The 23,802-nt window shown below is 33.8% G+C and carries 17 protein-coding genes, 1 other RNA gene and 1 other annotated feature; of the genes, 5 read left to right on the top strand and 13 right to left on the bottom strand.

The window, feature by feature from the left end; genetic code table 11:
• The first annotated feature begins 136 nt into the window (after positions 1-136).
• Entirely contained in the window at positions 137-934 is a 798-nt protein-coding gene (locus F7O84_RS03735; RefSeq protein ID WP_151142084.1) for a hypothetical protein, read from the top strand.
• On the opposite strand, the gene F7O84_RS03730 is transcribed toward F7O84_RS03735, so the two are convergent.
• From F7O84_RS03730 to F7O84_RS03720, 3 genes are all read right to left on the bottom strand, one after another.
• The gene (locus tag F7O84_RS03730; RefSeq protein WP_320411215.1) at positions 914-1,714 is read right to left on the bottom strand and encodes a nitrilase-related carbon-nitrogen hydrolase; all 801 of its coding nucleotides are present in this window, start codon (positions 1,712-1,714) and stop codon (positions 914-916) included. The genes F7O84_RS03735 and F7O84_RS03730 overlap by 21 nt on opposite strands.
• A gap of 38 nt (positions 1,715-1,752) precedes the next feature.
• Positions 1,753-3,540, bottom strand: a complete 1,788-nt coding sequence (locus F7O84_RS03725) for an aminopeptidase P family protein (RefSeq protein ID WP_151142081.1) — start codon at positions 3,538-3,540, stop codon at positions 1,753-1,755.
• A 188-nt stretch (positions 3,541-3,728) separates the two neighbouring features.
• The gene (locus F7O84_RS03720; RefSeq protein ID WP_151142078.1) at positions 3,729-5,819 is read right to left on the bottom strand and encodes an elongation factor G; all 2,091 of its coding nucleotides are present in this window, start codon (positions 5,817-5,819) and stop codon (positions 3,729-3,731) included.
• Positions 5,820-6,281: 462 nt separating this feature from the next.
• Between F7O84_RS03720 and aroF the strand changes: the two genes are divergently transcribed.
• The 3 genes from aroF to aroA are packed head-to-tail and all read left to right on the top strand — an operon-like array spanning position 6,282 to position 9,708.
• Positions 6,282-7,295, top strand: coding sequence for a 3-deoxy-7-phosphoheptulonate synthase (gene aroF / locus F7O84_RS03715; RefSeq protein ID WP_151142076.1), 1,014 nt, complete (start codon positions 6,282-6,284; stop codon positions 7,293-7,295).
• On the top strand, positions 7,296-8,393 hold the full coding sequence (locus tag F7O84_RS03710) for a prephenate dehydrogenase (RefSeq protein ID WP_151142073.1): 1,098 nt from the start codon (positions 7,296-7,298) through the stop codon (positions 8,391-8,393). It begins immediately after the preceding gene.
• 37 nt (positions 8,394-8,430) lie between these two features.
• Positions 8,431-9,708, top strand: a complete 1,278-nt coding sequence (aroA, locus tag F7O84_RS03705; RefSeq protein ID WP_151142071.1) for a 3-phosphoshikimate 1-carboxyvinyltransferase — start codon at positions 8,431-8,433, stop codon at positions 9,706-9,708.
• A gap of 82 nt (positions 9,709-9,790) precedes the next feature.
• Here the strand turns inward: aroA and F7O84_RS03700 are convergent, their stop codons facing one another.
• From F7O84_RS03700 to leuC, 10 genes are all read right to left on the bottom strand, one after another.
• A complete protein-coding gene (locus F7O84_RS03700) occupies positions 9,791-10,132 on the bottom strand; it encodes a PilZ domain-containing protein (RefSeq protein ID WP_151142069.1) in 342 nt (113 codons plus the stop codon).
• Between the two features lie 21 nt (positions 10,133-10,153).
• Positions 10,154-11,179, bottom strand: coding sequence for a tRNA preQ1(34) S-adenosylmethionine ribosyltransferase-isomerase QueA (gene queA, locus F7O84_RS03695; protein ID WP_151142067.1), 1,026 nt, complete (start codon positions 11,177-11,179; stop codon positions 10,154-10,156).
• Between the two features lie 197 nt (positions 11,180-11,376).
• Positions 11,377-13,800 carry a phenylalanine--tRNA ligase subunit beta gene (gene pheT / locus F7O84_RS03690; protein WP_151142065.1) on the bottom strand — a complete coding sequence of 808 codons (2,424 nt, stop codon included), beginning with the start codon at positions 13,798-13,800 and terminating at the stop codon, positions 11,377-11,379.
• Positions 13,801-13,815: 15 nt separating this feature from the next.
• The gene (gene pheS, locus F7O84_RS03685; RefSeq protein WP_151142063.1) at positions 13,816-14,835 is read right to left on the bottom strand and encodes a phenylalanine--tRNA ligase subunit alpha; all 1,020 of its coding nucleotides are present in this window, start codon (positions 14,833-14,835) and stop codon (positions 13,816-13,818) included.
• A 92-nt stretch (positions 14,836-14,927) separates the two neighbouring features.
• Positions 14,928-15,162: a binding site (T-box leader), on the bottom strand.
• A gap of 74 nt (positions 15,163-15,236) precedes the next feature.
• Positions 15,237-16,058 carry a YihY/virulence factor BrkB family protein gene (locus F7O84_RS03680; RefSeq protein ID WP_192451645.1) on the bottom strand — a complete coding sequence of 274 codons (822 nt, stop codon included), beginning with the start codon at positions 16,056-16,058 and terminating at the stop codon, positions 15,237-15,239.
• A 34-nt stretch (positions 16,059-16,092) separates the two neighbouring features.
• Entirely contained in the window at positions 16,093-18,351 is a 2,259-nt protein-coding gene (locus F7O84_RS03675; RefSeq protein ID WP_192451644.1) for a SpoIID/LytB domain-containing protein, read from the bottom strand.
• Positions 18,352-18,708: 357 nt separating this feature from the next.
• Positions 18,709-20,100, bottom strand: coding sequence for an NCS2 family permease (locus F7O84_RS03670; RefSeq protein WP_151142057.1), 1,392 nt, complete (start codon positions 20,098-20,100; stop codon positions 18,709-18,711).
• Positions 20,101-20,400: 300 nt separating this feature from the next.
• Positions 20,401-20,577, bottom strand: a non-coding RNA gene (gene ssrS / locus F7O84_RS03665) — 6S RNA.
• A gap of 271 nt (positions 20,578-20,848) precedes the next feature.
• Positions 20,849-21,334: a 3-isopropylmalate dehydratase small subunit gene (gene leuD / locus F7O84_RS03660; protein ID WP_151142055.1), complete on the bottom strand. Its 486-nt coding sequence runs from the start codon at positions 21,332-21,334 to the stop codon at positions 20,849-20,851.
• Positions 21,335-21,347: 13 nt separating this feature from the next.
• The gene (leuC, locus tag F7O84_RS03655; RefSeq protein ID WP_151142053.1) at positions 21,348-22,610 is read right to left on the bottom strand and encodes a 3-isopropylmalate dehydratase large subunit; all 1,263 of its coding nucleotides are present in this window, start codon (positions 22,608-22,610) and stop codon (positions 21,348-21,350) included.
• 177 nt (positions 22,611-22,787) lie between these two features.
• Between leuC and F7O84_RS03650 the strand changes: the two genes are divergently transcribed.
• Positions 22,788-23,690 carry a LysR family transcriptional regulator gene (locus F7O84_RS03650; protein WP_151142051.1) on the top strand — a complete coding sequence of 301 codons (903 nt, stop codon included), beginning with the start codon at positions 22,788-22,790 and terminating at the stop codon, positions 23,688-23,690.
• The last annotated feature ends 112 nt before the right edge of the window (positions 23,691-23,802 follow it).

Genomic DNA, 23,802 nt, shown 5'->3' with positions numbered 1-23,802 from the left:
AATATATATACGTAAAAAGGAAAAAAAAGTTAATTTTTTTATGTTAAATAGGCTTTTCGTAACGTTAAATCACCTAAATGATTGAAAATATGATATACTATGCGTGATATATATCTTTATTTTGGAGGAAAAAGTTATGAGTTTCTTACAAGGTGTTTATCTTGCATACAAAAAAGATGGTACGAAATATTTTCGTTCCTCCATTACTTATCGTAACAAACATATCAGTCTTGGCAGTTACAAAGATGAAGCTTCTGCTCACAAGGCATATCTTGAAGCTTCTGCCATTTTGTCTGATAATGTTTACACCATTATTTCCTATTCTTTGTCAAAAAATACACTAACTTTTGAAAAATGGGTAATTTTGATAAATTTTAGAGATAATCATATCTACATTAAAAACCCTATTTACCTGCATAAAAACTATTTTTCCTACTATTTAAACATAAATCTGGAATTAAAATTTGATATCGACGATTTGTTTTATTATTCAAGCCATAAAATTATGAAGCGACAAGGCCATTTGTTTGTTGCAGATTATGGGATGCAGGTTAATATATTATCTCGATACGGAATAAAAAATTATGCCGTTTGTGGGAAAGATTATGAATTTGCCAACAATGATAAAACCGATTTTCGTTACGAAAATATCATTGTCATTAATCGCTATTACGGAGTCGAAGAAATTTGGATTAAAAATGTCAAGGCATATCGAGTAATGATTCATATTAATGGAAATTTTATTGTAGGAGTCTATTCGGATGAGATCACTGCCGCAATTGCTTACAATAAAGCAGTTGATATATTAAAAAAAGCTGGCTTGGATAAAAACTTCCAAACCAACTATTGTACTGAGATTACTTCAAAAGAATATGCGAATAGATATCAAAGTATTAAAATATCGAAAAAGATTCTAAACTGGTCGGTGGAATAATTGCAGATACAATTGTTCCTTCCGATCCTTTTTTAAACAAAAATCATTGCGATAAGACAAAGCAAATGTTACATCGATATCTGCACTGATAATTCCTTCTCCTTCTATATTTTTTGATAAAATTTCTCCATAAGGACTAATAATCATAGAATCTCCACTATACTCTAAACCATTTCCAATACCCACTCGATTCACGCCTGCAATATAGCATTGATTTTCAATTGCTCTTGCTTTTAGCAGTGTAATCCAGTGTTCACGCCTTTGTTTTGGCCAATTAGCAGCAATGGTAATGAAACACGAGTCTTTGGACGCTATTTGGAATACTTCTGGAAACCGAAGATCGTAACAGATAAAAGGCACTGTTTGCACGCCTTTTATATCGGCCTTTTCAATCTTTGATCCTCCTGTATAATAAATTCCTTCTTCTCCATAGGAAAACGGGTGAATTTTAGCATAGTCAATCAGAACTTCTCCATTTGGATTAATGATAGCATAGCGATTATAGGCTTTTTCTTTCCTTTTTTCTACATAACCAATCCCTATAAACACATTGTATCTTTTTCCAAATTCAGAAAATACCTCTAGGGTTTCACTTTTGTCTTTCTTTTCTCCAATTACATTCACATTCATAGAAAAGCCTGTTAAACTCATTTCAGGAAATAATAAATAATCAATCTGTTTTTTGACAGCATCTATTATCATTTGCTCTGCTTTTTTTATATTCTCCTCTTTATTTTCCCATACAAGATCCATTTGCGCCAAGCCGACTCTCAATTTCACATCTCACTTCCTATTACCTTACTTTTATTTCAATTATTTTATATTTCTCTTGTGTATTCTTTTAGCCATTTTGTTTCTTCTTCATTCATAAATGGAGATAATTTTTCAAATACCTGTTTATGATAATTATTTAACATATTTTTTTCTTTTACCGACATAAGCTCTGGTACAATCGCATCTAAATCAATTGGTGCAAATGTGAGGTTTTCAAAATACATAAACTGGCCATGCTCATTTTTGATACCTTTCTTACATAATAATTCATTTTCGATACGTATTCCATGACTTCCTTCTATATAGATACCTGGTTCATCTGTGGTTATCATACCTTCTTCTAAAATGCAATTCATCTCATTGTCTTTTAATAACTTCGGTCTAAAACCATTTGGTCCTTCATGTACATTTAATATATGACCAACTCCATGTCCTGTTCCACATTTATAGTCAATATCCAATTCCCAGATTGGGGCTCTTGCTAATACATCTAAGTTAATTCCTCTACATCCATATAAGAATTTTGCATTCATTAATTGTAACATTCCAACTACAACAGCCGTAAAATGTTTCTTTTGCTCCGTATCTACCTCACCAAGTGCCATTGTTCTAGTAATATCCGTAGTTCCTTCAAAATATTGTCCACCTGAATCTACCAGTAAAAGTCCTTCTGGCTTTATCGTTGCATTATGTTCCTTCGTTGCAGCATAATGCATCATAGCCGCATTTTCTTTATAGGCACATATTGTCTCAAAGCTTAATTCTATAAAATTCTCCTGAGCACTTCTTTGTTGATATAAATAATCAGTAGCACTTAATTCAGTAATTTCGATTTTTCCTACATTTTGTTTAAGCCAATACATGAATTTTGTAAAAGCAACTCCGTCTTTTATATGTGCATTCCTCGTGTTTTCAATTTCTACTGCGTTCTTAATTGCCTTTAATGCTGTTGTTGGATTTAACTCATGTATGATCTTTGTACTAAGGGATTTTCCTATTGTGTAATTTACTTTTGCTTTATCCAGTAGCACTGTTTTTTGACTATCCGTCTCTTTTACATAAGAGTAGATATCATTATATGGTAAAACAGTAATACCATTTTCTTTAAAATCCTTACGAATCTCATCATTTAGTACTGTTTCATTTAAAAATAAGAAGGCTTTAGTAGGTGTTATCACTGCATACGATAGTACAACTGGATTATGCTCCACATCATTTCCTCTTATATTAAATAACCAAGCAATATCATCTAAACTAGTCAATACATGAAGGTCTGCGTTTTCCTTTTCTAACGCACTTCGAACTAACTCAAGTTTCTTTTTTGTAGACATACCACTGAATTTTTCTTCTATTAAAAATGCTTTTTCTTTGGAAAGTTGTGGCCTATCCTCCCAGATAAGATGAACTAAATCCTGCTCAAATACAAGGTTCGCTTTTTTTTCTTTTACTATCTTTTCTAATTCCTCTCCTCGTTCAAAGGATACAACACGACCATCAAAACCTAACGTCTGCCCCTCTTTTAAATGTTCTTGTATAAATTCACTAACTGTTGGTACATTTTCCTCTCCCATACGGTATAAATCAATGATTGATTCTTTTAGTTCACCCTCTGCTTGTATAAAATATCTTCCATCCGTCCATAGCCCAGCTTCCTTACTAGTAACAACCAAAGTACCTGCTGATCCCGTAAATCCAGATAAATAATTTCTACATTTAAAATATTCACCTACATATTCTGACTGATGAAAATCTGCCGTAGGTACTAAATATATATCAATGTTGTTGTTATTCATCATTACTCGTAATGCTTCTATTCTTTCTTTCATTGTCATTTTCCTCCAAAGTCTAATATTTACAATCATATCACAAATTTTGATTTTTACCTAGTATTGGGTTGATATTTTTTGTTTCTTCCTATTATAATAGGTACACTTACATTAAGCTTTATATCTAACTCGTTCTTATATAATAAATAGGATGCTGACTTCGTCAACATCCTATTCACTCATATGTTTTGATTTTATTCTTCGATCGAAGTGACTTTACTTGCTCGCTGTGCTATTTCTTTTTCAGCAACATCTGCTGGTGCTTGCTCATAACGATTAAATTCATAGGAATACTCGCCTCTTCCACCTGTTATGGAACGAAGCTCTGTTGAATAGCCAAATAATTCAGTCATTGGAACATCTGCCTCTATTAACTGTCTCTCTCCTTCTAATGGAGTCATTCCAAGAACTCTGCCACGACGCTTATTCAAATCTCCCATAATATCTCCTGTATATTTATCAGGAACATTTACCTTTAAAGATACAATTGGCTCAAGTAAAACTGGAGATGCCTCCATAAATCCCTTTTTAAATGCCATCATTGTAGCAGTTTTAAATGCCATTTCCGATGAATCAACTGGATGATAAGAGCCATCTATTAGTATCGCTTTGATTCCTACTACTGGATAAGCCGCCAATGGACCTTTTAAAACACTTTCTTGTATTCCCTTTTCTACTGCTGGGAAAAAATTCTTTGGCACTGCACCACCAAATACTTTTTCTTCAAAAAGATATGGTTTTTCTAAATCCATGGAAGGTTCAAAGATCATTTTCACATCACCATACTGTCCATGACCACCAGATTGCTTCTTATATTTTCCTTGTACTTCTGCTTTCTTTTTAATTGTCTCTCGAAAAGCTACCTTAGGCTTCATTAATTCAATTTCAACTTTGTATTTATTCAAAAGCTTACTTACAATGATATCTAAATGCTGTTCACCCATTCCATATAGTAAGGATTGCCTATTTTCCATATCATTTACTACTTTAACTGTTTGATCCTCATCCATAATTTTAGCCAGTGCCTGAGCAACTTTATCTTCATCTCCCTTAGTCTTAGCTTTATATCTCATATAAGTGTAAGGAATTGGAAACTTTGGTCGTTCAAATACAATTGGGTTTGCTTTTGTCGATAACGTATCACCTGTCTTTGCATCTGTTAATTTTGCAATAGCGCCAATGTCTCCTGCATGAAGTTTCTCCACTTCGATTGGTGTTTTTCCTTGAAGTATATAAAGTTTTGATAATTTTTCTTCCATATCCTTTTCATAATTGAAAATAACACTATCATTTTTAAGTACTCCTGAACACACTTTCACTAAGGAATATTTACCGATAAATGGATCTGCAATTGTCTTAAAAATATATGCTGAAATCGACTTATTTTCATCATAATTTGCTTCAAAAGCTTGCCCTGTTTTTGTACTTGTTCCTGTTCTTAGTACTTTATCAGGACTTGGAAAATACTTAACAATATCGTTTAATAAATTATAAACACCACGAATTTCTGAATTTGATCCCATGGCAACTGGGATAACGGTTCCATCCATTACATTTTCAGAAAGAGCCACTCGAACTTCTTCATCTGTAAATTCTTCTCCATTAAAATAACGTTCCATATACTCTTCACTGGTTTCTGCCACTGCTTCTAATAATTTTTCTCTATAATTATTATAATATTCTTCTAAATAATCAGGAATTTCACAATCCTCTTTATCACTAAGTCCTCTAAATTTTCTTCCGCCCTTTTTAACAATATTTACATACCCTACTAACTTTTCATTTTCTCGAATCGGCATAAAAAATGGTGCGATTTTTTTCCCATAAAGATTCGTCAAATCATCGACAACCTGACGAAAACTTGCATTGTCATCATCCATATTGGCAACAAAAATCATTCTCGGCAAATGATACTTTTCACAAATTTCCCATGCCTTTTCAGTTCCTACTTCAACTCCAGACTTACCAGAAACGACAATGATAGCCGCATCTGCAGCCAGAGCTGCTTCTTCCACTTCACCTACAAAATCAAAATAACCAGGAGTATCTAAAATATTAATCTTACAATCATTCCAAGGAATCGGTACTAATGAAGTATTTATCGAAAATTCTCTTTTGGTTTCTTCTTTATCGAAGTCGCTTAAAGTATTTCCTTCACTCACATTACCAATCCTCTTGGTAAGACCTGCTAAATGCGCCATGGCTTCGACTAATGATGTCTTGCCACAGCCACCGTGCCCTAAAAGAACTACATTACGAATTTGTTCGGTCTTGTAAACGTTCATATCAATTCCTCCTATTCTTATATCATGGTTGGCAACAAATCAAAATATTATGATAGTTGCCATGTATCGCATAAAGGTATATGCGGTAGGTTAAAGGTTCCAAATAAAGATTTGTCTATATTTTACTAAATTTCTTTCCCATTTACAAGATTATCATACAAATTATATATATTAAATGATTTTATTTTGATAATCCTTTTATTACTACCATTTATTTGTATACAATATATAATGTTTTAATAATTCAGATAATTCAAGATGACTATATCGAATTAGAACGCATTGCCTAATTTATACTTTAAAGCGTTACACTTTAAAGCAATACAGTATTGACATATCTGGTTAACTGTTATACACTATTAAACAGTAGTTACTATTTTGATTCTATGAATAGTTTCGAGGAAACAGACCTTAGCGTCTGAATCTAAAAGAATATAAAAGAAAATAAACGAGGATTTAATTATGATTATTGTAATGAAACCAAATGCACCACAGGCTTCAATTGAAAACGTAATACGTATTATCGAATCAAAAGGTCTTGAAACTCACCTTTCTATAGGAAAAGAAGTAACAATTATTGGAGTTGTTGGCGACAAGAGTAAACTTCAAACGGAAAACCTTGAGATTGCTCCTGATGTGGATAAAATTGTACCTGTAACAGAAAGTTATAAGTTATCAAATAAAAAGTTCCACCCAGAACCTTCTGTTATAAAGGTAGGAAATACTCAAATTGGTGGAAACACACTTACCATTATGGCTGGCCCTTGTGCCGTAGAAACGGAGAAACAACTTCTATCCATTGCCCATGCTGTGAAGGCTTCTGGTGCTACAATTGTAAGAGGCGGTGCATATAAACCAAGAACTTCTCCATATTCTTTTCAGGGATTGGAAGAAGAAGGTTTACGCTATATGCAAAAAGCCAAAGAAGAAACAGGTCTTGCTACTATTTGCGAAGTAACCAGCCTTGATGCAATTAACGCTGCGGTAAAATATGTCGATATGATTCAAATTGGCGCAAGAAATATGCAGAATTTCTACCTATTAAAAGAGGCTGGAAAATCAGGTTTGCCTGTATTATTAAAACGTGGTCTTGCTGCTACGATTGACGAATGGTTAAATGCTGCTGAATATATTATTGCAGAAGGCAATCCAAACGTTGTATTATGCGAAAGAGGTATCCGTACCTTCGAGACTACTACAAGAAATACTCTTGATATTAGTGCTGTTCCAGTTATAAAAGAACGATCCCATTTACCAATTATTGTTGATCCAAGTCATGCAACAGGTGTACGTGCATATGTAAAACCTCTTGCCAAATCAGCCATTGCTGCTGGTGCAGATGGATTAATGATTGAAGTACATAACGATCCAGCAAGGGCTCTCTCAGACGGACCACAGTCTCTTACCTTTGATCAGTTTCATGAGTTGTCAAATGAGATACGTCCTTATGCTACCTTATCAGGGAGGACATTTTAAATGAGTGAATCACAGGTTGGCTTTATTGGCCTTGGCCTTATAGGAGGTTCCATTGCCAAAGCTATAAAAGCCAAGTATCCAAACAGTAAAATAACAGCCTTTGATCTCAATGAACAAGCTTTAGAACAAGCTTGTTCTGAAAGAGTTGTCGACATCGTTTCCTATGCGGTCGACGACTCTTTTCGCACTTGTGATATTATTTTTTTATGTACCCCTGTTTCATGTAATATTACATATTTGAATACGTTAAAAACCTTAATAAAACCAAGTTGTATTCTAACCGATGTTGGAAGTGTCAAATCAAATATCCATGAAAAAATAATAGAATTTGACTTAGAAGAATATTTTATTGGCGGTCATCCAATGGCTGGCTCCGAAAAAATCGGATATGAAAACGCAATGGCACACTTAATTGAAAATGCCTACTATGTAATTACCCCCTCTTCAAGGGTAAGCCAGGAAAAAATAGATTTTTATAAAAATTTTGTAGCCACACTTGGATCAATTCCACTTGTTCTTGATTATAAGGAACATGACTACGTTACCGCTGCAATCAGTCATCTTCCACATATCATTGCATCAAGCCTTGTCAATCTAGTAGAAAAAAAAGATTCAAACGAGCAAATCATGAAGAATATTGCTGCAGGTGGCTTTAAAGATATCACTCGTATTGCGTCTTCTTCGCCTGTTATGTGGCAACAAATTTGTCTATCCAATCAACAAAACATTTCTTTGTTGTTGCATGATTATATTGAGGAGTTAAATTATGCAAAAGAACTGATAGATTCTTCCTCCTGTCAGGAGATATATGATATGTTTGATCAAGCAAGAGAATATAGAAACTCAATTACAAATTCATCACTTGGTCCAATCAAGAAGATATATGAGTTATATTGTGATATAATAGATGAAGCTGGTGGTATTGCTACAATTGCTACGATATTAGCAGGCAATCATATCAGTATAAAGAATATCGGTATCATTCATAACCGTGAATTTGTAGATGGGGTTCTTAGAATTGAATTCTATGACGAGGAAGCCTCTAAAAGGGCCTTGGGATTACTAAAGAAACATCGATATACCGTTCATGAACGATAGCAGATACGTTTACTTCTATATGGAAAGGAATTACAAAATGAATATTACTAAAGCTTCAAAACTATCAGGAGAAATTACAATTCCTGGTGATAAATCAATTTCTCATCGAACCATTATGTTTGGTGCATTGGCAAAAGGTACCACTGAGGTTACAAACTTTTTACAAGGTGCGGATTGTCTTTCTACGATTGATTGCTTTCAAAAAATGGGAATTGAAATTGAGAATTCACATCGTGTTGTGATAATTAAAGGAAAAGGCCTTAATGGTTTGACAAAACCAACACAGATTCTTGATGCAGGCAACAGTGGAACTACAACAAGAATTATGTCAGGAATTCTTGCTGCACAACCATTTGAAACAAAGCTTACAGGTGATGCCTCCATACAAAGAAGACCAATGGGAAGGATTATAAAACCACTTTCTCAAATGGGTGCTTCAATAACTAGTATCAACCAAAATGGATGTGCTCCTTTATCCATACAGGGTCGTAAATTAAGCGGAATTCACTATCATTCTAACGTTGCCTCCGCACAAGTAAAATCTGCGATTTTACTTGCAGGACTTTACGGCGAAGGTCAAACAAGTGTAACGGAGCCTTATGTTTCAAGAAACCATACAGAAATTATGCTAAAGTATTTTGGTGGAGAGATCCAAACCAATGATACCACTGCTACCGTAACACCAAATCCTAATTTAGTTGGTCAAAAAGTAACCGTACCAGGCGATATATCTTCAGCTGCTTACTTTATAGCAGCGGGACTTATTGTTCCTAATTCAGAAATTCTAATTAAAAATGTAGGAATCAATCCAACTAGAGATGGAATCATTAAGGTATGCCAAGAAATGGGTGGTAACATCACACTATTAAATATGAATTCAAATAACGGAGAACAAACTGCTGATATTCTTGTAAAATCAAGTGATTTAAAAGGAATTGAAATAGGTGGTAAGATTATTCCAACTTTGATTGATGAAATTCCTATTATTTCGGTTCTTGCTTGTTATGCAAAAGGAGAAACGGTGATTAAAGATGCCGCTGAACTAAAAGTAAAGGAATCAAACCGCCTCGATGTTTGCGTTAAGCACTTATGCGCCATGAACGCAGATGTAACAGCAACAGAGGACGGAATGATTATAAAAGGTGGTAGACCACTTCATGGTGCAGTGCTTGACAGTAAACTTGATCATCGTATTGCCATGTCCTTTGCAATTGCAGGCTTAATTGCAGAGGGTACAACAACCATTGAACGTAGTGATTGTGTTGATATTTCTTATCCTACCTTCTATTCTGATTTAAGAAAGCTTCAACAATAATTCTCCCATAAATGTTTAAGAAATCAATGAAAGGCTGCCGAAAATATCGACAGCCTTTATTAAGCCTTAGGGCTCTTCCTGATTATACTACATTTTCCTCTACACATTGATATACATCAATTCGAAATTTCTCATTTTCTGATAGTCCAATGAACTCACCACCATAAGATATTACATTTTTATCTGGATTTTTTGTCTTTCGAACGATTTTAATTACTACCTTGATGACTTCTTTGGTCCATATTTCGATTTCTGTATCATAATAGTCTCCAATTTGCAATTCATTTGAAGTAAAAAAACCTAGCCCTTCTCGAGATAAATTAGTTACATCGACAGATAATTTTTTGTGTTCTTCTCCATTACATTGTCTTAACTGTATGGTTGCATTCAATACACTTCTTTTGCATTTTCTTTTTTCCATCATTTGTATTATCCCCCTATTCCGTTATTTAATGAACATAGCATCACCAAAGCTAAAAAAACGATATCTTTCATTCACTGCTGTCTTATATGCATTCAATATATGTTCTTTTCCTGCTAACGCTGAAACAAGCATCAATAGTGTCGATTCAGGCAAATGAAAATTCGTAATGAGTCCATCAATTACCTTGAATTGATACCCAGGATAAATAAAAATCTCTGTCCATCCAGAGGTCGCCTTCACAACTCCATCTTGACTTGCTGCCGACTCTAATGTTCTACAGCTTGTTGTTCCTACGCTAATGACTCTTTTTCCAGCTTTTTTTGCTTGATTTATCTTATTTGCTTCAGATTCCTCAATAAAAAAGAACTCTGAATGCATATGATGCTCTAAAATGTTGTCCACTTTTACTGGACGAAAGGTTCCAAGTCCCACATGTAGTGTAACTTTTGCAATGACGACTCCTTTGTCTTCAATTGCTTTTAACAATTCATTTGTAAAATGTAAGCCTGCTGTTGGTGCTGCCGCAGAACCTTCATGTTTTGCATATACCGTTTGGTATCTATTTTTATCCTTTAATTCATGTGTGATATATGGAGGTAGAGGCATCTCACCTAATTTGTCCAAAATCTCTTCGAAGATACCTTCAAATTCAAACCGAATCAAGCGATTTCCTTCTTCTACAATATCAATAACTTCACCAATTAACAAACCTTCTCCAAAGGTAATTTTAGTTCCAATCTTCGCCTTCTTTCCAGGTTTTACCAATGTCTCCCAAACATTATCTGCTTTTCTCTTCAATAAAAGAACTTCAATTCTTCCATCTGTGCCAACACGGTTACCAATTAATCTGGCAGGAATTACTTTGGTATCGTTTACAACCAAACAATCCCCTTCCTGTAATTCATCAATGATATCTTTAAATACATGATGCTGTATTTCTCCACTGTTTTTATCTAAAACAAGTAACCTAGAACTTGATCTATCTTCAATTGGATCTTGTGCAATCAGTTCCTCTGGTAAATCAAAATTAAAATCTGAAAGTTTCATATTAAACTCCTGCTGTACTTAATCTTGCAAGAGACAAATTGAATTCTCTCTTGCTAAAATCTGTAACTATTCTATATTATATTATCCCATACTACTAATAATAACAACTTTTTTGTCGAATTTTAGAATAATTTCATAAAATTATTTGTTCTTTAGAAATAGAGTGTGAGCTTGCTCACACTCTATTTCCAATATAACTATTGTCTTAATTCTATACCTAAATTGCCTAATTCTTTTAAAATTCGTTCCATTGAAGTGTTTACATCACTATCTTCTAGTGTTTTATCCTTTGCTCGAAATGTTATAGAGTAAGCAACCGACTTATAGCCTTCCTTGATTTGAGCTCCTTCATAGATATCAAAAAGCTGATAACTTTCAAGAATAGCTCCACCCTTTTTCTCTATCACTTCCTCTACTTGGCCTACCAATATTTCTTTCTTCATCACCATACTAATATCTCTTGTTACTGCTGGATATTTGGCAATACCCTCATACTTTCGATCAAACGTAGCTAGTTCAACAATATAAGGCATATCAATTACTGCAAGGTAGACTCTATCTTTTATATTGTAGGTCTCACTTACTTCTGGATGTACCTCACCAAGATATCCAATCAATTGTTCTTCATAATACATTTCAGCCTGTCTACCTGGATGTAGATATGATTTTTTATTCGTAGGGTCATATTTGATTTTTTTATTAAGACCTACTTTTTGAAAAAATTCTTCCACAACACCCTTCATGCTGAAAAAATCACCTTCGCCATACATACCCAATGTAAACTGAATTCTTTCTTCTGGAAGTTCTGTTACAGGTATTTGTTTTGGCAAATAGACGTTGCCCAGTTCATATAGACGAACATCCTTGTTTCTTCTATTATAATTGGTTGATAATGCTGTTAGCATTCCATTCAAAGAAGAAGTTCTCATGATACTAAAATCTTCTCCAAGAGGATTCATAATGGCAACTGCTTCTCTTAGCTTTGAATCTTTTGGAAGTAACAACTTCTCAAACACTTTTGGACTTTCAAACGCATAGGTCATTGCCTGACTAAAACCATAAAATTCAGCAACATTACGTGCCACTTCTTCTACTCGTAATTTAAAGGAAAGTTTACCTGTAGTTGCCTCTCCTGTAGGAAGTGTTGTTGGAATGTTATCGTATCCGTAGAATCTAGCTACTTCCTCTGCCAAATCAGCGGTATGCGAGATATCTTGTCTCCAGGAAGGAATTATAACTTCTTTTGTTTCTGCGTTATAATCAAGTTCAATATTTTTGAAATAACCAATCATAGTTGCTTCATCAATATTAGTACCTAATATCTGATTAATTCTTGCAGAGTCTAGTACTACCTTTTTACCTTCTCTTTTCGTTTCATAAACATCAACCATACCACCAACGACTTCTCCAACTCCTAATTCCACAATTAACTGGCAAGCTCTATCAATTGCTAATTGAGCTGTATTTGGATCAAGTCCTTTTTCGAATTTTGTAGAGGCATCTGTTCGAAGACCAACTTTCTTACTGGAACGTCTGATATTCGTACCATCAAAACATGCAGCTTCAAACAACAACGTAGATACAGAATCTGTAATCATAGAGTTTTCTCCACCCATAATTCCAGCAATACCAACTGGTTTGTTAGCATCACAAATCATCAATACAGAATCGTCAATCGCTCTTTCTTGACCGTCTAAGGTTACGAATTTATCACCAGTATTTCCTCTTTTTACAATAATCTCTTTTCCTTCAATCAAATCCAAATCATAAGCATGCATTGGTTGACCAAACTCTTCCATAATATAATTCGTAATATCTACCAAATTATTAATTGGTCTGATTCCATGCGCAGCAAGTCTTCTTTGCATCCATTTTGGAGAAGGTCCAATCTTAATATTTTTTACTACTCTTGCACAATATCTCGTACAAAGATCCGTGTCTTTCACCGTTACTTTTACATAATCATTTACATCTTCTGTATTTTCTTTCACCGTTACAACTGGTGGTACAAATTTCTTACCAAATGTAGCCGCTACTTCTCTAGCTATACCAAGTACGCTAAAGCAATCTACCCTGTTTGAGGTGATTTCGTATTCAAATACAGCATCATTAAGTCCTAAGACTTCAACTGCATCACTTCCTACTTCGACGTCATCCTCAAAAATGTAAATCCCCTCCTCTGGGGCTTCTGGATAGTAATCTTTACTACTTCCTAATTCTTCAATCGAACACATCATTCCGTTTGATTCAATGCCACGAAGCTTTCCTTTTTTAATTTTAATACCACTTTCTGGTAAACTTCCACCATCGTGACCGCCAGCTACTCTACCACCATCTAAAACAACAGGAACCTTATCCCCTTCTTTTACATTGGATGCACCCGTAACAATTTGCACTCGTTCTGTTTTACCAACATCAACCTGACAAATAATTAACTTATCTGCGTCTGGGTGTCTTTCAATTTTCTTAATCTGGCCTACTACAATATTTTCAAGATTTTTATCGAGTTTTTCATATCCTTCTATTTTTGAACCAGACAAGGTCATTGCATCCATATATTCTTGCAAAGAAACATCTAAATCTGGTACATATTCTTTTATCCAAGATAATGCTGTAATCATTTTTTTCCTCCTCCATTAAAATTGTTTTAAGAAACGATAATCGTTTTCATATAATAATCTCATATCATCTATTTCATATTTTAATAGTGCAATACGTTCCAGTCCCATACCAAATGCAAATCCGCTGTATTCATCTGGATCAATTCCACTCATCCTCAAAACATTTGGATGAACCATTCCACAACCTAAGATTTCAATCCAACCCTCTCCCTTACAGAAGCGACATCCTTTTCCTCCACATTTGTAGCAAGAAACATCTAATTCTGCACTTGGTTCTGTAAATGGGAAGTAGTGTGGACGAAATTTAACTTTTGTATCTGGCCCAAACAGTTCCTTGGCAAACTCTGCTAACGTTCCTTTTAAGTCTGCAAAGGTAATATTTTTATCAATTACAAGACCTTCTACTTGATGAAACGATGGGGAGTGAGTTGCATCTACTTCATCGGAACGAAATACTCTTCCTGGTGCAATCATTCTGATTGGAAGCTTACCTTTTTCCATTTCACGCACCTGTACTGGTGAGGTTGCCGTTCTTAATACCATATCACTGTTGATATAAAAGGTATCCTGCTCGTCTTTTGCTGGATGATTGTCTGGAATATTCAAAGCATCAAAGTTATAGTAATTATTTTCAATTTCAGGACCTTCTACTACTTCATAACCCATTCCGATAAAAATCCGTTCTACCTCTTCTAAAGCTATGGTATTTGGGTGTCTATGTCCTAATTGTTCTTTCTTTGCAGGTAAGGTTACATCAATTCCTTCGTTTTGCAATTTTAGTTGTAATGCTGCTTTTTCTAATTTGCTTTTTGTTTCTTCTAACAATGCTTCAATCGCTTGTCTGGTATCATTCACCAATTGACCTACCATTGGTTTGTCTTCTGGTGCAACATCTTTCATTGATTTTAATACTGCTGTCAGTTCACCTTTTTTCCCTAAAAAGGCAACTCTAACCTCGTTTAATTTTTCTAATGCGTCTGAATCCTGAATCTGTTTGAATGCTTCTTCTTTAATTCTTTGAAGTTTATCCTTCATTTTTTATTCTCCTTCCTTACTGTACTCGCGTAATGAACTTTCATAGGGAAGTTCTACAAACTTTCCTATAAAACAAAAAAAGCTCCGCCCCCAAAAGGGACGAAGCAAAATTCCGTGGTACCACCCTAATTCCTGTAACATATCCTACAGGCTCTCAGTATGCTTAACGCGCACTCACGTTATTCCCTACTATTATTTCAAGAATACAACTCCGGTGAGAAATTCAATAATTATCTGAACTTAAGGAAGCTTGCAGCCGGTGACTCCCTCTCTCTGAAAGAAAATAATTATCTACTTGTGATTAACACACACCATCATGGTTTTTAACTAATCTGTACTCTATTGTATCATATTCTTTTTTTGTGTCAAGAATAAATTTGCTTATTCTAAGGAAATCCTATTTATCCATCAATTTCTTGAAACATATACTGAAAATATGAATTAATCTCTGCTCCTACCAGCATGATATACATACAACCATATAACCAAAGCATTACCAATATAATTGTCGTTAAGCTTCCATACATATTTGCAAAACCAGAAGATACATCAATGTATAATGAAAATCCAAAGGAAAATATTGTCCAAGCAACGGCAGCCATAACAGCTCCTGGTAGTTGTTTTGATTTTTTCATTTTTTTACGTGGTATAAACTTAAACATAATCCAAAACAGTAGCGTCAATACCCCTAAAACGGCAAAGTTCTTCACTTCCGCTAATAGACTGGTCAACCTAGTGACTAATGGATATTGTCTTTCAATGATTAATAATATTTTATTACCAAATACGATAATGATGAGCGTTAACACTACCGCTACAACAAAAATAACCATATAAAATGCGGCCCGTAATCGCACCAAAATATATCCACGCTCTTCTTCCACATCATTAATCGTGTTCAGTGCCTGAATAATTGACATAACACCTTTTCCAGCAGACCAGGCAGCAGTAATTGCAGAAATGGATATTACTGCACTTGACTTATTATAGACTTCATCAATGATTGAGATAACCATTGGGTCAATGGAAGAAGGAAGTATATCAACAGCTGTCGTTAATAAATCAGCCTTTGTCACTGGAGTATATTTAATTAAAGTTAAAAGCATCATAATAAATGGAATAAACGATAATATCATAAAGTATGCTGTTTGCGCCGCATATGCATTTATATGATCCTCCTTTAATTTCTTAAGAAAGTCTCTTCCTAGTCGAATAAATTTCATGTTACTCCTCCATATCACCATACTACACTTTCTTCTAATCGTATATATTTTTTAAATCAACACTTGTGTAAAAATATTTCAATATTTCATCATACGTATATTCTCTACCTGCCATTATTTTAGCTCCATTCTGGCTCATTCCAACACCATGACCATATCCGCCTCCTGTAATTTTAAAAGCAGATAATTTGTCATTTTCAATTACTTTTTCAAATATGCAGTACGCACTTGGCAACAAATTAAATCCATCCACCAGACTACCATCTTGTTTTGTAATCTGAGTTGCAACAGGTGCTAATAAGTATCTGATATTATATTCTGTCATAACCTTAATGGTCGCTTTACTCCCTTCAATTACAACCGATTCTAATACCCCTCCCTCATTTCGATGGATTACTTTGATATTTTTAATGGAACCAATATTTGAAATTTCTTTGCTTTCAAACTCTTCTTCGCTGTTTTTCACTAAAATAAGCTCTGGATTTGCATTGTATCTAGATGCTAATCTTGAATTTAAGGTATTTGACAAATCAGAAACTGGAATTGTAGTGTTCCATCGATACCATGGCTCATCACTTTCAAAACCAAGATATGTATTTTGCATGATAAAATCATAAAATATAGTCTCATCCTTCAAATCCAGCTCACTATCTGTCTCACCAATAAACTTTGGTTGTAAATAACTTTTATCCTCTTGATTGTTATTTACCCATACTTCGCTATTGGTTGTATGTCCGCAGGATGTAGAAAAATAATATGTGTCAATCACCTTATCGTCTTTTTGAAGTACCTGACCATATGTTTCTTTCACCGCTTGTGTACATAAAACAGATTCTGCTTGATTTGAATAAACCTGATAGCTTACACTGTCATCTACTTGGGCGCCATATTGGGAATAAGCATTATCTAAAATATGATTATAGGCATAGCTTCTTGCACATACCGCTTGTGCCTTTAAAGCTTCAATGCCATAACTTTCAGGCATTTCGCTAGGTACGACCATATATAAGTATTCTTCCAACGATACTTCATTAATAACAATAAGCCCACTCTCATCCCTTACCACTTCAATGGAGCCTCTATAAGCAGGACTTCCACTCGATCTTTGAACCGATAAAAGACTAATCTTTCCTGACAGTGTATCTGGTACAATTTTGATACGATTTTCTTCCCATAAGCTACTGTCTGCATCAATGTTTACTTGTTCATTGGCAGTGTGTTTTTCTTCTTTATCCCCATAGTATATTGTATAATCACAGTCTCCTGTTAATACTACATTTCCATGGAAAATATTTTCAAAATTATTTGTTTTGATTAAGACTCTTATGTTATCAACAACTAAGTCCTTCATATTTAAACCTGCACTGATTTTTCCATCTGCTACAACAAATTCGGTTACATTATATCCAACAAGTAAATCATTTATGCTTAATTCTTCTAACTGTCCGTATTCTTTATATAGCTTAAAATTCTCATCCAAAGGTACCATTCCATATCCTTCTATCTCCAAGCTATCTTTTTTTACAGCTAGTAACTTTCCGCTTATCTTGTCCGCTTTTATCTTAATTTGTTTGATTTCGCCGCCTCCAAAAACAATATCTCCGATTTGAGAGGATATTTTATTTTCTAACGGCCGATTGCTAAAATTAAAATATTTTTGGTCCATAAAAACTTGAAAACCATTTTCATCACCTGAAACAAAATAGGCATTGTTTAATTTAAATTCCTGATCTTGGCTTTTTAAAACGTAAACAACATTATTTTCATATAAAACTACTTTTACGCTTCGATACATATAAGAATTGATTTCTTTACTGTTCTTCCAGACAAAGCTACCTTTATCTGTAAATATTTCATTCTCATTTAGCTCTTCACAATTTCTATGATCCGCTATGATAAAAAGATCTTGATATGAGACTTTATTCTCCTTATCTAATACTTCAATTATTTTATCGTATAGTTTTAACCACTCATCCTTTTTCATTCCTTTATTCGCCTTCTCCTTAGCAAGCTCTTCTTTGTCTTCTGGAAGAATTTGAAGTGTTTCAAGTATGGTACAGGCATCATTATAGGTCAAATATTGTTCATTCTTCTTATTCAATATGTCTTTCCATTCAGATGCAGCAATACCTGTGAAGGTCAACATATCTGCGGCTTCTTCTATCAGTATACTTTGTTCATCATCTTTTAATATTTCAGTTTTCGTTATACTCGCAACTATAAGATAACCTAAGATAACTATTCCAACTGCAATTAATAATATTTTAATTTTAAAACGATACTTCTCAGCCATATTATCCCCCATAGTACTATATCTTTTTATTACTCTATTACATATATCCAAATATATTAGACTAATAAAAATAATATGACTTATCGAAAAACAACAATACTTATTTTTTTCGATAAGCAAAGTAAAAAAGCACGCTGTTTTACATATATATAAGTGGTCTATCTATGTTAAAACATTATCTATTCTTTTTTATTTTTTATACTATTCTACCATGATAAAGCTTTTTTTACAATTTTTGATATTTTATTTTATAGTGGGGAGTTATCAAAACTTCCCCTAGCATAAAAAAACTATCGACATATAAATGCCGATAGCCTTAAGTTCCTCTCTTGATTTAAAAGGTTTACTTTATTAAGCTTATAAAAATATATATTTCAAAATAAAAACAATAGCCAAAACATACATAAGAATGCTGATTTTTTTATCCTTTGCTTTTCCTGCAATTAGATTAATAATTACATAAGAAATTACACCAAAAAATATACCTTCTGAAATGCTATATAAAAATGGCATTGCTACGATACATATAAATGCAGGAATTCCTTCTGTCATATCATCAAAATCGATATTCTTTACAGAACCAATCATATAAAAACCAACAATGATTAATGCTGGTGCTGTCGCAAAAGAAGGAATTGCTAGGAAAATCGGTGATAAGAAGATGGAAACTGCAAATAATATTGCTGTGGTAAAAGCAGTTAAACCAGTTCTACCCCCTTCTGAAACACCTGTAGCACTTTCAACATAAGTAGTTGTAGTTGATGTACCTAGTAATGCACCGATTAGGGTAGCGATTGCATCAGACAATAAAGCACCCTTAATACGTGGTAATTTTCCTTCCTTATCAAGCATGTCTGCTTTAGATGCCACACCTATTAGTGTACCTAGTGTATCAAACATATCAACAAATAAGAATGCAAATACTACAACTAAGAAATCAACAGATATTATATTAGAAAAATCAACTTTAAAAGCTACATCTGCAATTGATGAAAGTTGTAAACCTCTTGAAAAATCAGGTAATAGGCTATATACTCCTACCTCTGGATTTACTTGGTAAATACCAGTTAACTGACATATAATTCCAAGTATCCAAGTAGCTAATATTCCGAATAAAATTCCACCTTTTACTCCTCTGATTAGTAGAGCTGCTGTTATAACAATACCTATCAAAGCTAAAATTACGCCAATACCAGTTGTACTAAAAGTTTCTTTTGAAAAACTATGAAATTGAACTAAAGTAGCATCACTGTTTTCTACTATTTTTGCATTCTGTAATCCGATAAATGAAATAAATAAACCAATTCCACAGCTTACAGCATATTTTAAATTCTGAGGAATTGCATTAAATATAGCTTCACGTACATTTGTAAGTGACAAAACAATAAAAATACCACCTTCAACAAACACGGCTGCCAATGCTGTCTGCCAAGAATAACCCATATTAACCACTACTGTATAGCAAAAGTAAGCATTTAGTCCCATACCAGGTGCTAATGCAAATGGATAGTTTGCTAATACTGCCATTAATAAAGATCCGATGCAGGCTGCCAAGGCAGTTGCAACAAATACACCACTAGAGCTCATTTGATCCGCTGGCTCCAAACCTAAGATACTATTAAATGCAGTCATAGTACTTGGATTTACAGCAAGTATATATGCCATCGTCATAAAAGTTGTAATACCTGCTAATACTTCTGTTTTTACAGTTGTATTGTTTTGTTTTAGCTTAAATAATTTCTCAATCAAGCCAATACCTCCTCATAAGTTAATGTTTACATTGTTTTAAAGACATAGAGAGTATATCAAAATATCTTAGAGAAAGCAAACATTATTTATTATTTTTTTAATTAATTTTACACATATATAAGGCTAACTTATAGTAAAATAGATACAATAATTATAAATGTATCTTTAAAGCGTTTTTTTCTAATTATTTTGCACCTAAACCACAAAAAAAGCAACGACTAGAAAACTAGCGTTGCTTTTTATCATTCGTCTATTAATTTCTTTCGTTCATTAAATTCTTTCGTATCTAACAATTCTTTTGTAAGTCCCAAAATGCCGTTTCCTGCGATTTTGACGCCTAGCTAAGCTAGGTGGGTATCCGCACCTATTCTTCTGCCTTCCACTCAAAGGAGGCTTGACATCCAAACAGAGATTTAGGAATCCCATGAAATGTAATGTAGGTTCAAAATAGCAGGGTATCGAACACCCCAGGAATGAATGTAATATGATTATACTATATTGTTTCCGAATTTTCAATAAGTATATCAAATAACATTTTGTAATTTTTTACATAATAATATATTCTTTTTCAATATATTGTTGTTTTGCAACTTTATTCGATGAATTTTGCATATCAATCTGTCAAATCCAGTGATTTTCCTCTTCTTTTTCCAGACAAAAAGAGACAGTTTCCTTCTATCTCTTATTATATAACAATATAACCGTATTATTCACAAACATTTTGCTTTTTTGCCAAATAATTTGCAAATTATTTGGTATTAATGTAATTAATCAATCCTTCTGCTGCAATTATCTTTTGCATAAATTCAGGAAAAGATTGTCCTTGATAATTCTTATTTTTTGTTTTGTTATAAATAATTCCACTATCAAAATCTATTTCAACCTCATCACCTGCTTCAATTCCCTTTGCAGCCTCAGCACACTCAATAATAGGTAATCCTATATTAATTGCATTGCGATAAAATATTCTTGCGAATGTTTCTGCTATTACACAACTAATTCCAGCGGCTTTAATTGCAATGGGCGCATGCTCTCTAGAAGATCCGCAACCAAAATTTTTATTGGCAACAATAATATCTCCTTTTTTTACATTCTTGATAAAGTCCTTATCAATATCCTCCATGCAATGCAATGCTAGCTCAGCTGGATCGGAGGAATTTAAATATCTGGCCGGAATTATTACATCCGTGTCTACATTGTCTCCGTATTTAAAAACATAACCGTTTGCTTTCATGTTTCATAGCCTCCTATTCTTCATCACAAGGACATGAAATTTTACCTGTAATCGCACTCGCTGCTGCAACAGCAGGACTAGCAAGATAAATCTCTGATTTTACATGACCCATTCGACCGACAAAATTACGATTTGTTGTTGATACACATCTTTCACCTTCTGCAAGGATTCCCATATGTCCTCCCAAACATGGTCCGCAAGTTGGTGTGCTTACTACTGCACCAGCATTGATAAAAGTCTCAACTAATCCTTCTTTAATGGCATCAAGGTATATTTTTTGTGTTGCTGGGATTACTATACAACGAATTCCTTTCGCCACTTTTTTCCCTTGTAATACCTCTGCCGCAATTCTCATATCATCAAGTCTTCCATTGGTACAAGAACCTATCACAACTTGATCAATCTTAATGTCACCTACTTCATCAATCGTTCTTGTGTTTTCAGGTAGATGAGGGAATGCTACTGTTGGCTTTAAGGTAGAAAGATCTATGGTAAATTCTTGCTCGTACTGTGCATCTTCATCTGCTTCATAGACTACAAATTCTCTCTTTGAATGTTCTTTCATGTAAGCTTTTGCTAAATCATCTACTGGAAATATGCCATTTTTGGCTCCTGCTTCGATTGCCATGTTAGCAATGGTAAAACGATCGTCCATGGTAAGACCTTTGATACCCTCTCCTACAAATTCCATAGATTGATAACGAGCACCATCTACACCTATCATTCCTATGATATGTAGAATCAAATCTTTACCACTTACCCATTTTGAAAATTTTCCAATTAAATTAAATTTTATTGCAGAAGGAACTTTAAACCATGCCTTACCTGTTGCCATGCCTGCGGCCATATCAGTGCTTCCAACTCCTGTTGAAAATGCACCAAGTGCTCCGTACGTACAAGTATGAGAATCAGCACCAATTACTACATCACCAGCAACTACAAGACCTTTCTCAGGAAGTAATGCATGCTCAATCCCCATCTCACCCACTTCAAAATAATTCGTAATATCATGTCTTGCAGCAAATTCTCTTACGCATTTACAATGTTCCGCAGATTTGATATCTTTATTAGGAACAAAGTGGTCTGGAACCAAAGCAATTTTTTCTCTATCAAATACTGTTTTTACATTCATTTTTTCCATTTCGTGAATTGCTACTGGTGAAGTAATGTCATTTCCCAATACAAGATCTAAATCAGCCTCAATTAATTGTCCTGCTTTCACCTCAGTAAGTCCTGCATGGGCAGCTAATATTTTCTGCGTCATGGTCATACCCATATTAAAATTCCTCCTTAACTTCATTGTAAATTACTAACCTGTAATTTTGATATTGATATTTTAACATATATACTGTTATAATTAAAATACATAATACGAATACTTGTTATAACACTGCGTTATAGCCAAAGCTAGGGGGATATCCCCTGATTCATCATTAAAATGCGAGGAACTGATATGGAACAAAACTTATCACTTTACAAAATTTTTTATACCGTCGCCATAGCAGGCAATATCTCTAAAGCTGCAAAAGAGCTATATATTAGTCAGCCAGCAATTAGTAAGTCTATTACAAAGCTAGAACAAAGTCTGGATACTATATTATTTTTGCGTAACTCCAGAGGGGTTCAGCTTACCGAAGAAGGACATATTTTATTTAAATATTTGGATTCTGCCTTCGCTACCATATCGACTGCGGAAGAACAGATAAAAAGAATAAAAGAACTTGATATCGGTCACATCACTATCGGTGTTAGTACCACTCTTTGCAAATATGTTCTGCTTCCGTATTTGCAAAAGTTCATTGAAAAAAGCCCTCACATTCGAATCACAATCGAATGTCAATCTTCAAACAAGACACTTCAACTTCTAGAAGAAAATAAGATTGATATCGGTTTGATTGGGAAACCATATACTCTTAAAAATATTGATTTTTATTCACTTGGAGAAATTGAAGATATTTTTGTGGCAACACAAAGCTATATAAATAATCTCAAAATCCGAGAAGCAACAGGAAGTAACGATTTGTTTAAAACTGCTACCTTAATGCTACTAGATAAAGAGAATATGACAAGACAATATATTGATGATTATTTTATTAAAAATAATATAGAACTTAATAACTTAATTGAAATTAGTACGATGGATTTATTAATTGATTTTGCAAAAATTGGACTTGGTGTGGCATGTGTCATCAAAGGCTTTGTTGAGACTGAATTGCAAAATAAAACATTAGTACAAGTTCCTTTGGAAATACCTATTCATAAAAGGGAAATTGGTTTTGCTTTTTCAAAATCCGTTCCACTATCCTCTGCGGTAGAAAATTTTATCCATTCCTATAAAGAATATGAAAAAACTTGATGTTTTAATCAAAAAACTTTTCATTTTATCTATAAAAAATGCTGATAACTTAGAATTACTTCCATTTTGTAATGTCATATTAAGTTATCAGCATTTTTTCAAATATATAACA

The sequence above is a fragment of the Candidatus Galacturonatibacter soehngenii genome, assembly GCF_008830185.1.
Classification (GTDB): domain Bacteria; phylum Bacillota; class Clostridia; order Lachnospirales; family Lachnospiraceae; genus Lachnotalea; species Lachnotalea soehngenii.
Note: the sequence above shows the minus strand (reverse complement) of the source record. Positions and strands in the feature narration are given on the sequence as shown.

Bases quoted from the DNA above. Each gene is read 5' to 3' on its own strand.
- F7O84_RS03680 (WP_192451645.1), bottom strand. From the start codon at position 16,058: ATGAAATTTATTCGACTAGGAAGAGACTTTCTTAAGAAATTAAAGGAG.
- leuD (WP_151142055.1), bottom strand. From the start codon at position 21,334: ATGAAAGCAAACGGTTATGTTTTTAAATACGGAGACAATGTAGACACG.
- F7O84_RS03720 (WP_151142078.1), bottom strand. From the start codon at position 5,819: ATGAACGTTTACAAGACCGAACAAATTCGTAATGTAGTTCTTTTAGGG.
- F7O84_RS03650 (WP_151142051.1), top strand. From the start codon at position 22,788: ATGGAACAAAACTTATCACTTTACAAAATTTTTTATACCGTCGCCATA.
- leuC (WP_151142053.1), bottom strand. From the start codon at position 22,610: ATGGGTATGACCATGACGCAGAAAATATTAGCTGCCCATGCAGGACTT.
- F7O84_RS03735 (WP_151142084.1), top strand. From the start codon at position 137: ATGAGTTTCTTACAAGGTGTTTATCTTGCATACAAAAAAGATGGTACG.
- aroA (WP_151142071.1), top strand. From the start codon at position 8,431: ATGAATATTACTAAAGCTTCAAAACTATCAGGAGAAATTACAATTCCT.
- queA (WP_151142067.1), bottom strand. From the start codon at position 11,179: ATGAAACTTTCAGATTTTAATTTTGATTTACCAGAGGAACTGATTGCA.
- F7O84_RS03725 (WP_151142081.1), bottom strand. From the start codon at position 3,540: ATGACAATGAAAGAAAGAATAGAAGCATTACGAGTAATGATGAATAAC.
- pheT (WP_151142065.1), bottom strand. From the start codon at position 13,800: ATGATTACAGCATTATCTTGGATAAAAGAATATGTACCAGATTTAGAT.
- aroF (WP_151142076.1), top strand. From the start codon at position 6,282: ATGATTATTGTAATGAAACCAAATGCACCACAGGCTTCAATTGAAAAC.
- F7O84_RS03675 (WP_192451644.1), bottom strand. From the start codon at position 18,351: ATGGCTGAGAAGTATCGTTTTAAAATTAAAATATTATTAATTGCAGTT.
- pheS (WP_151142063.1), bottom strand. From the start codon at position 14,835: ATGAAGGATAAACTTCAAAGAATTAAAGAAGAAGCATTCAAACAGATT.
- F7O84_RS03700 (WP_151142069.1), bottom strand. From the start codon at position 10,132: ATGATGGAAAAAAGAAAATGCAAAAGAAGTGTATTGAATGCAACCATA.
- F7O84_RS03710 (WP_151142073.1), top strand. From the start codon at position 7,296: ATGAGTGAATCACAGGTTGGCTTTATTGGCCTTGGCCTTATAGGAGGT.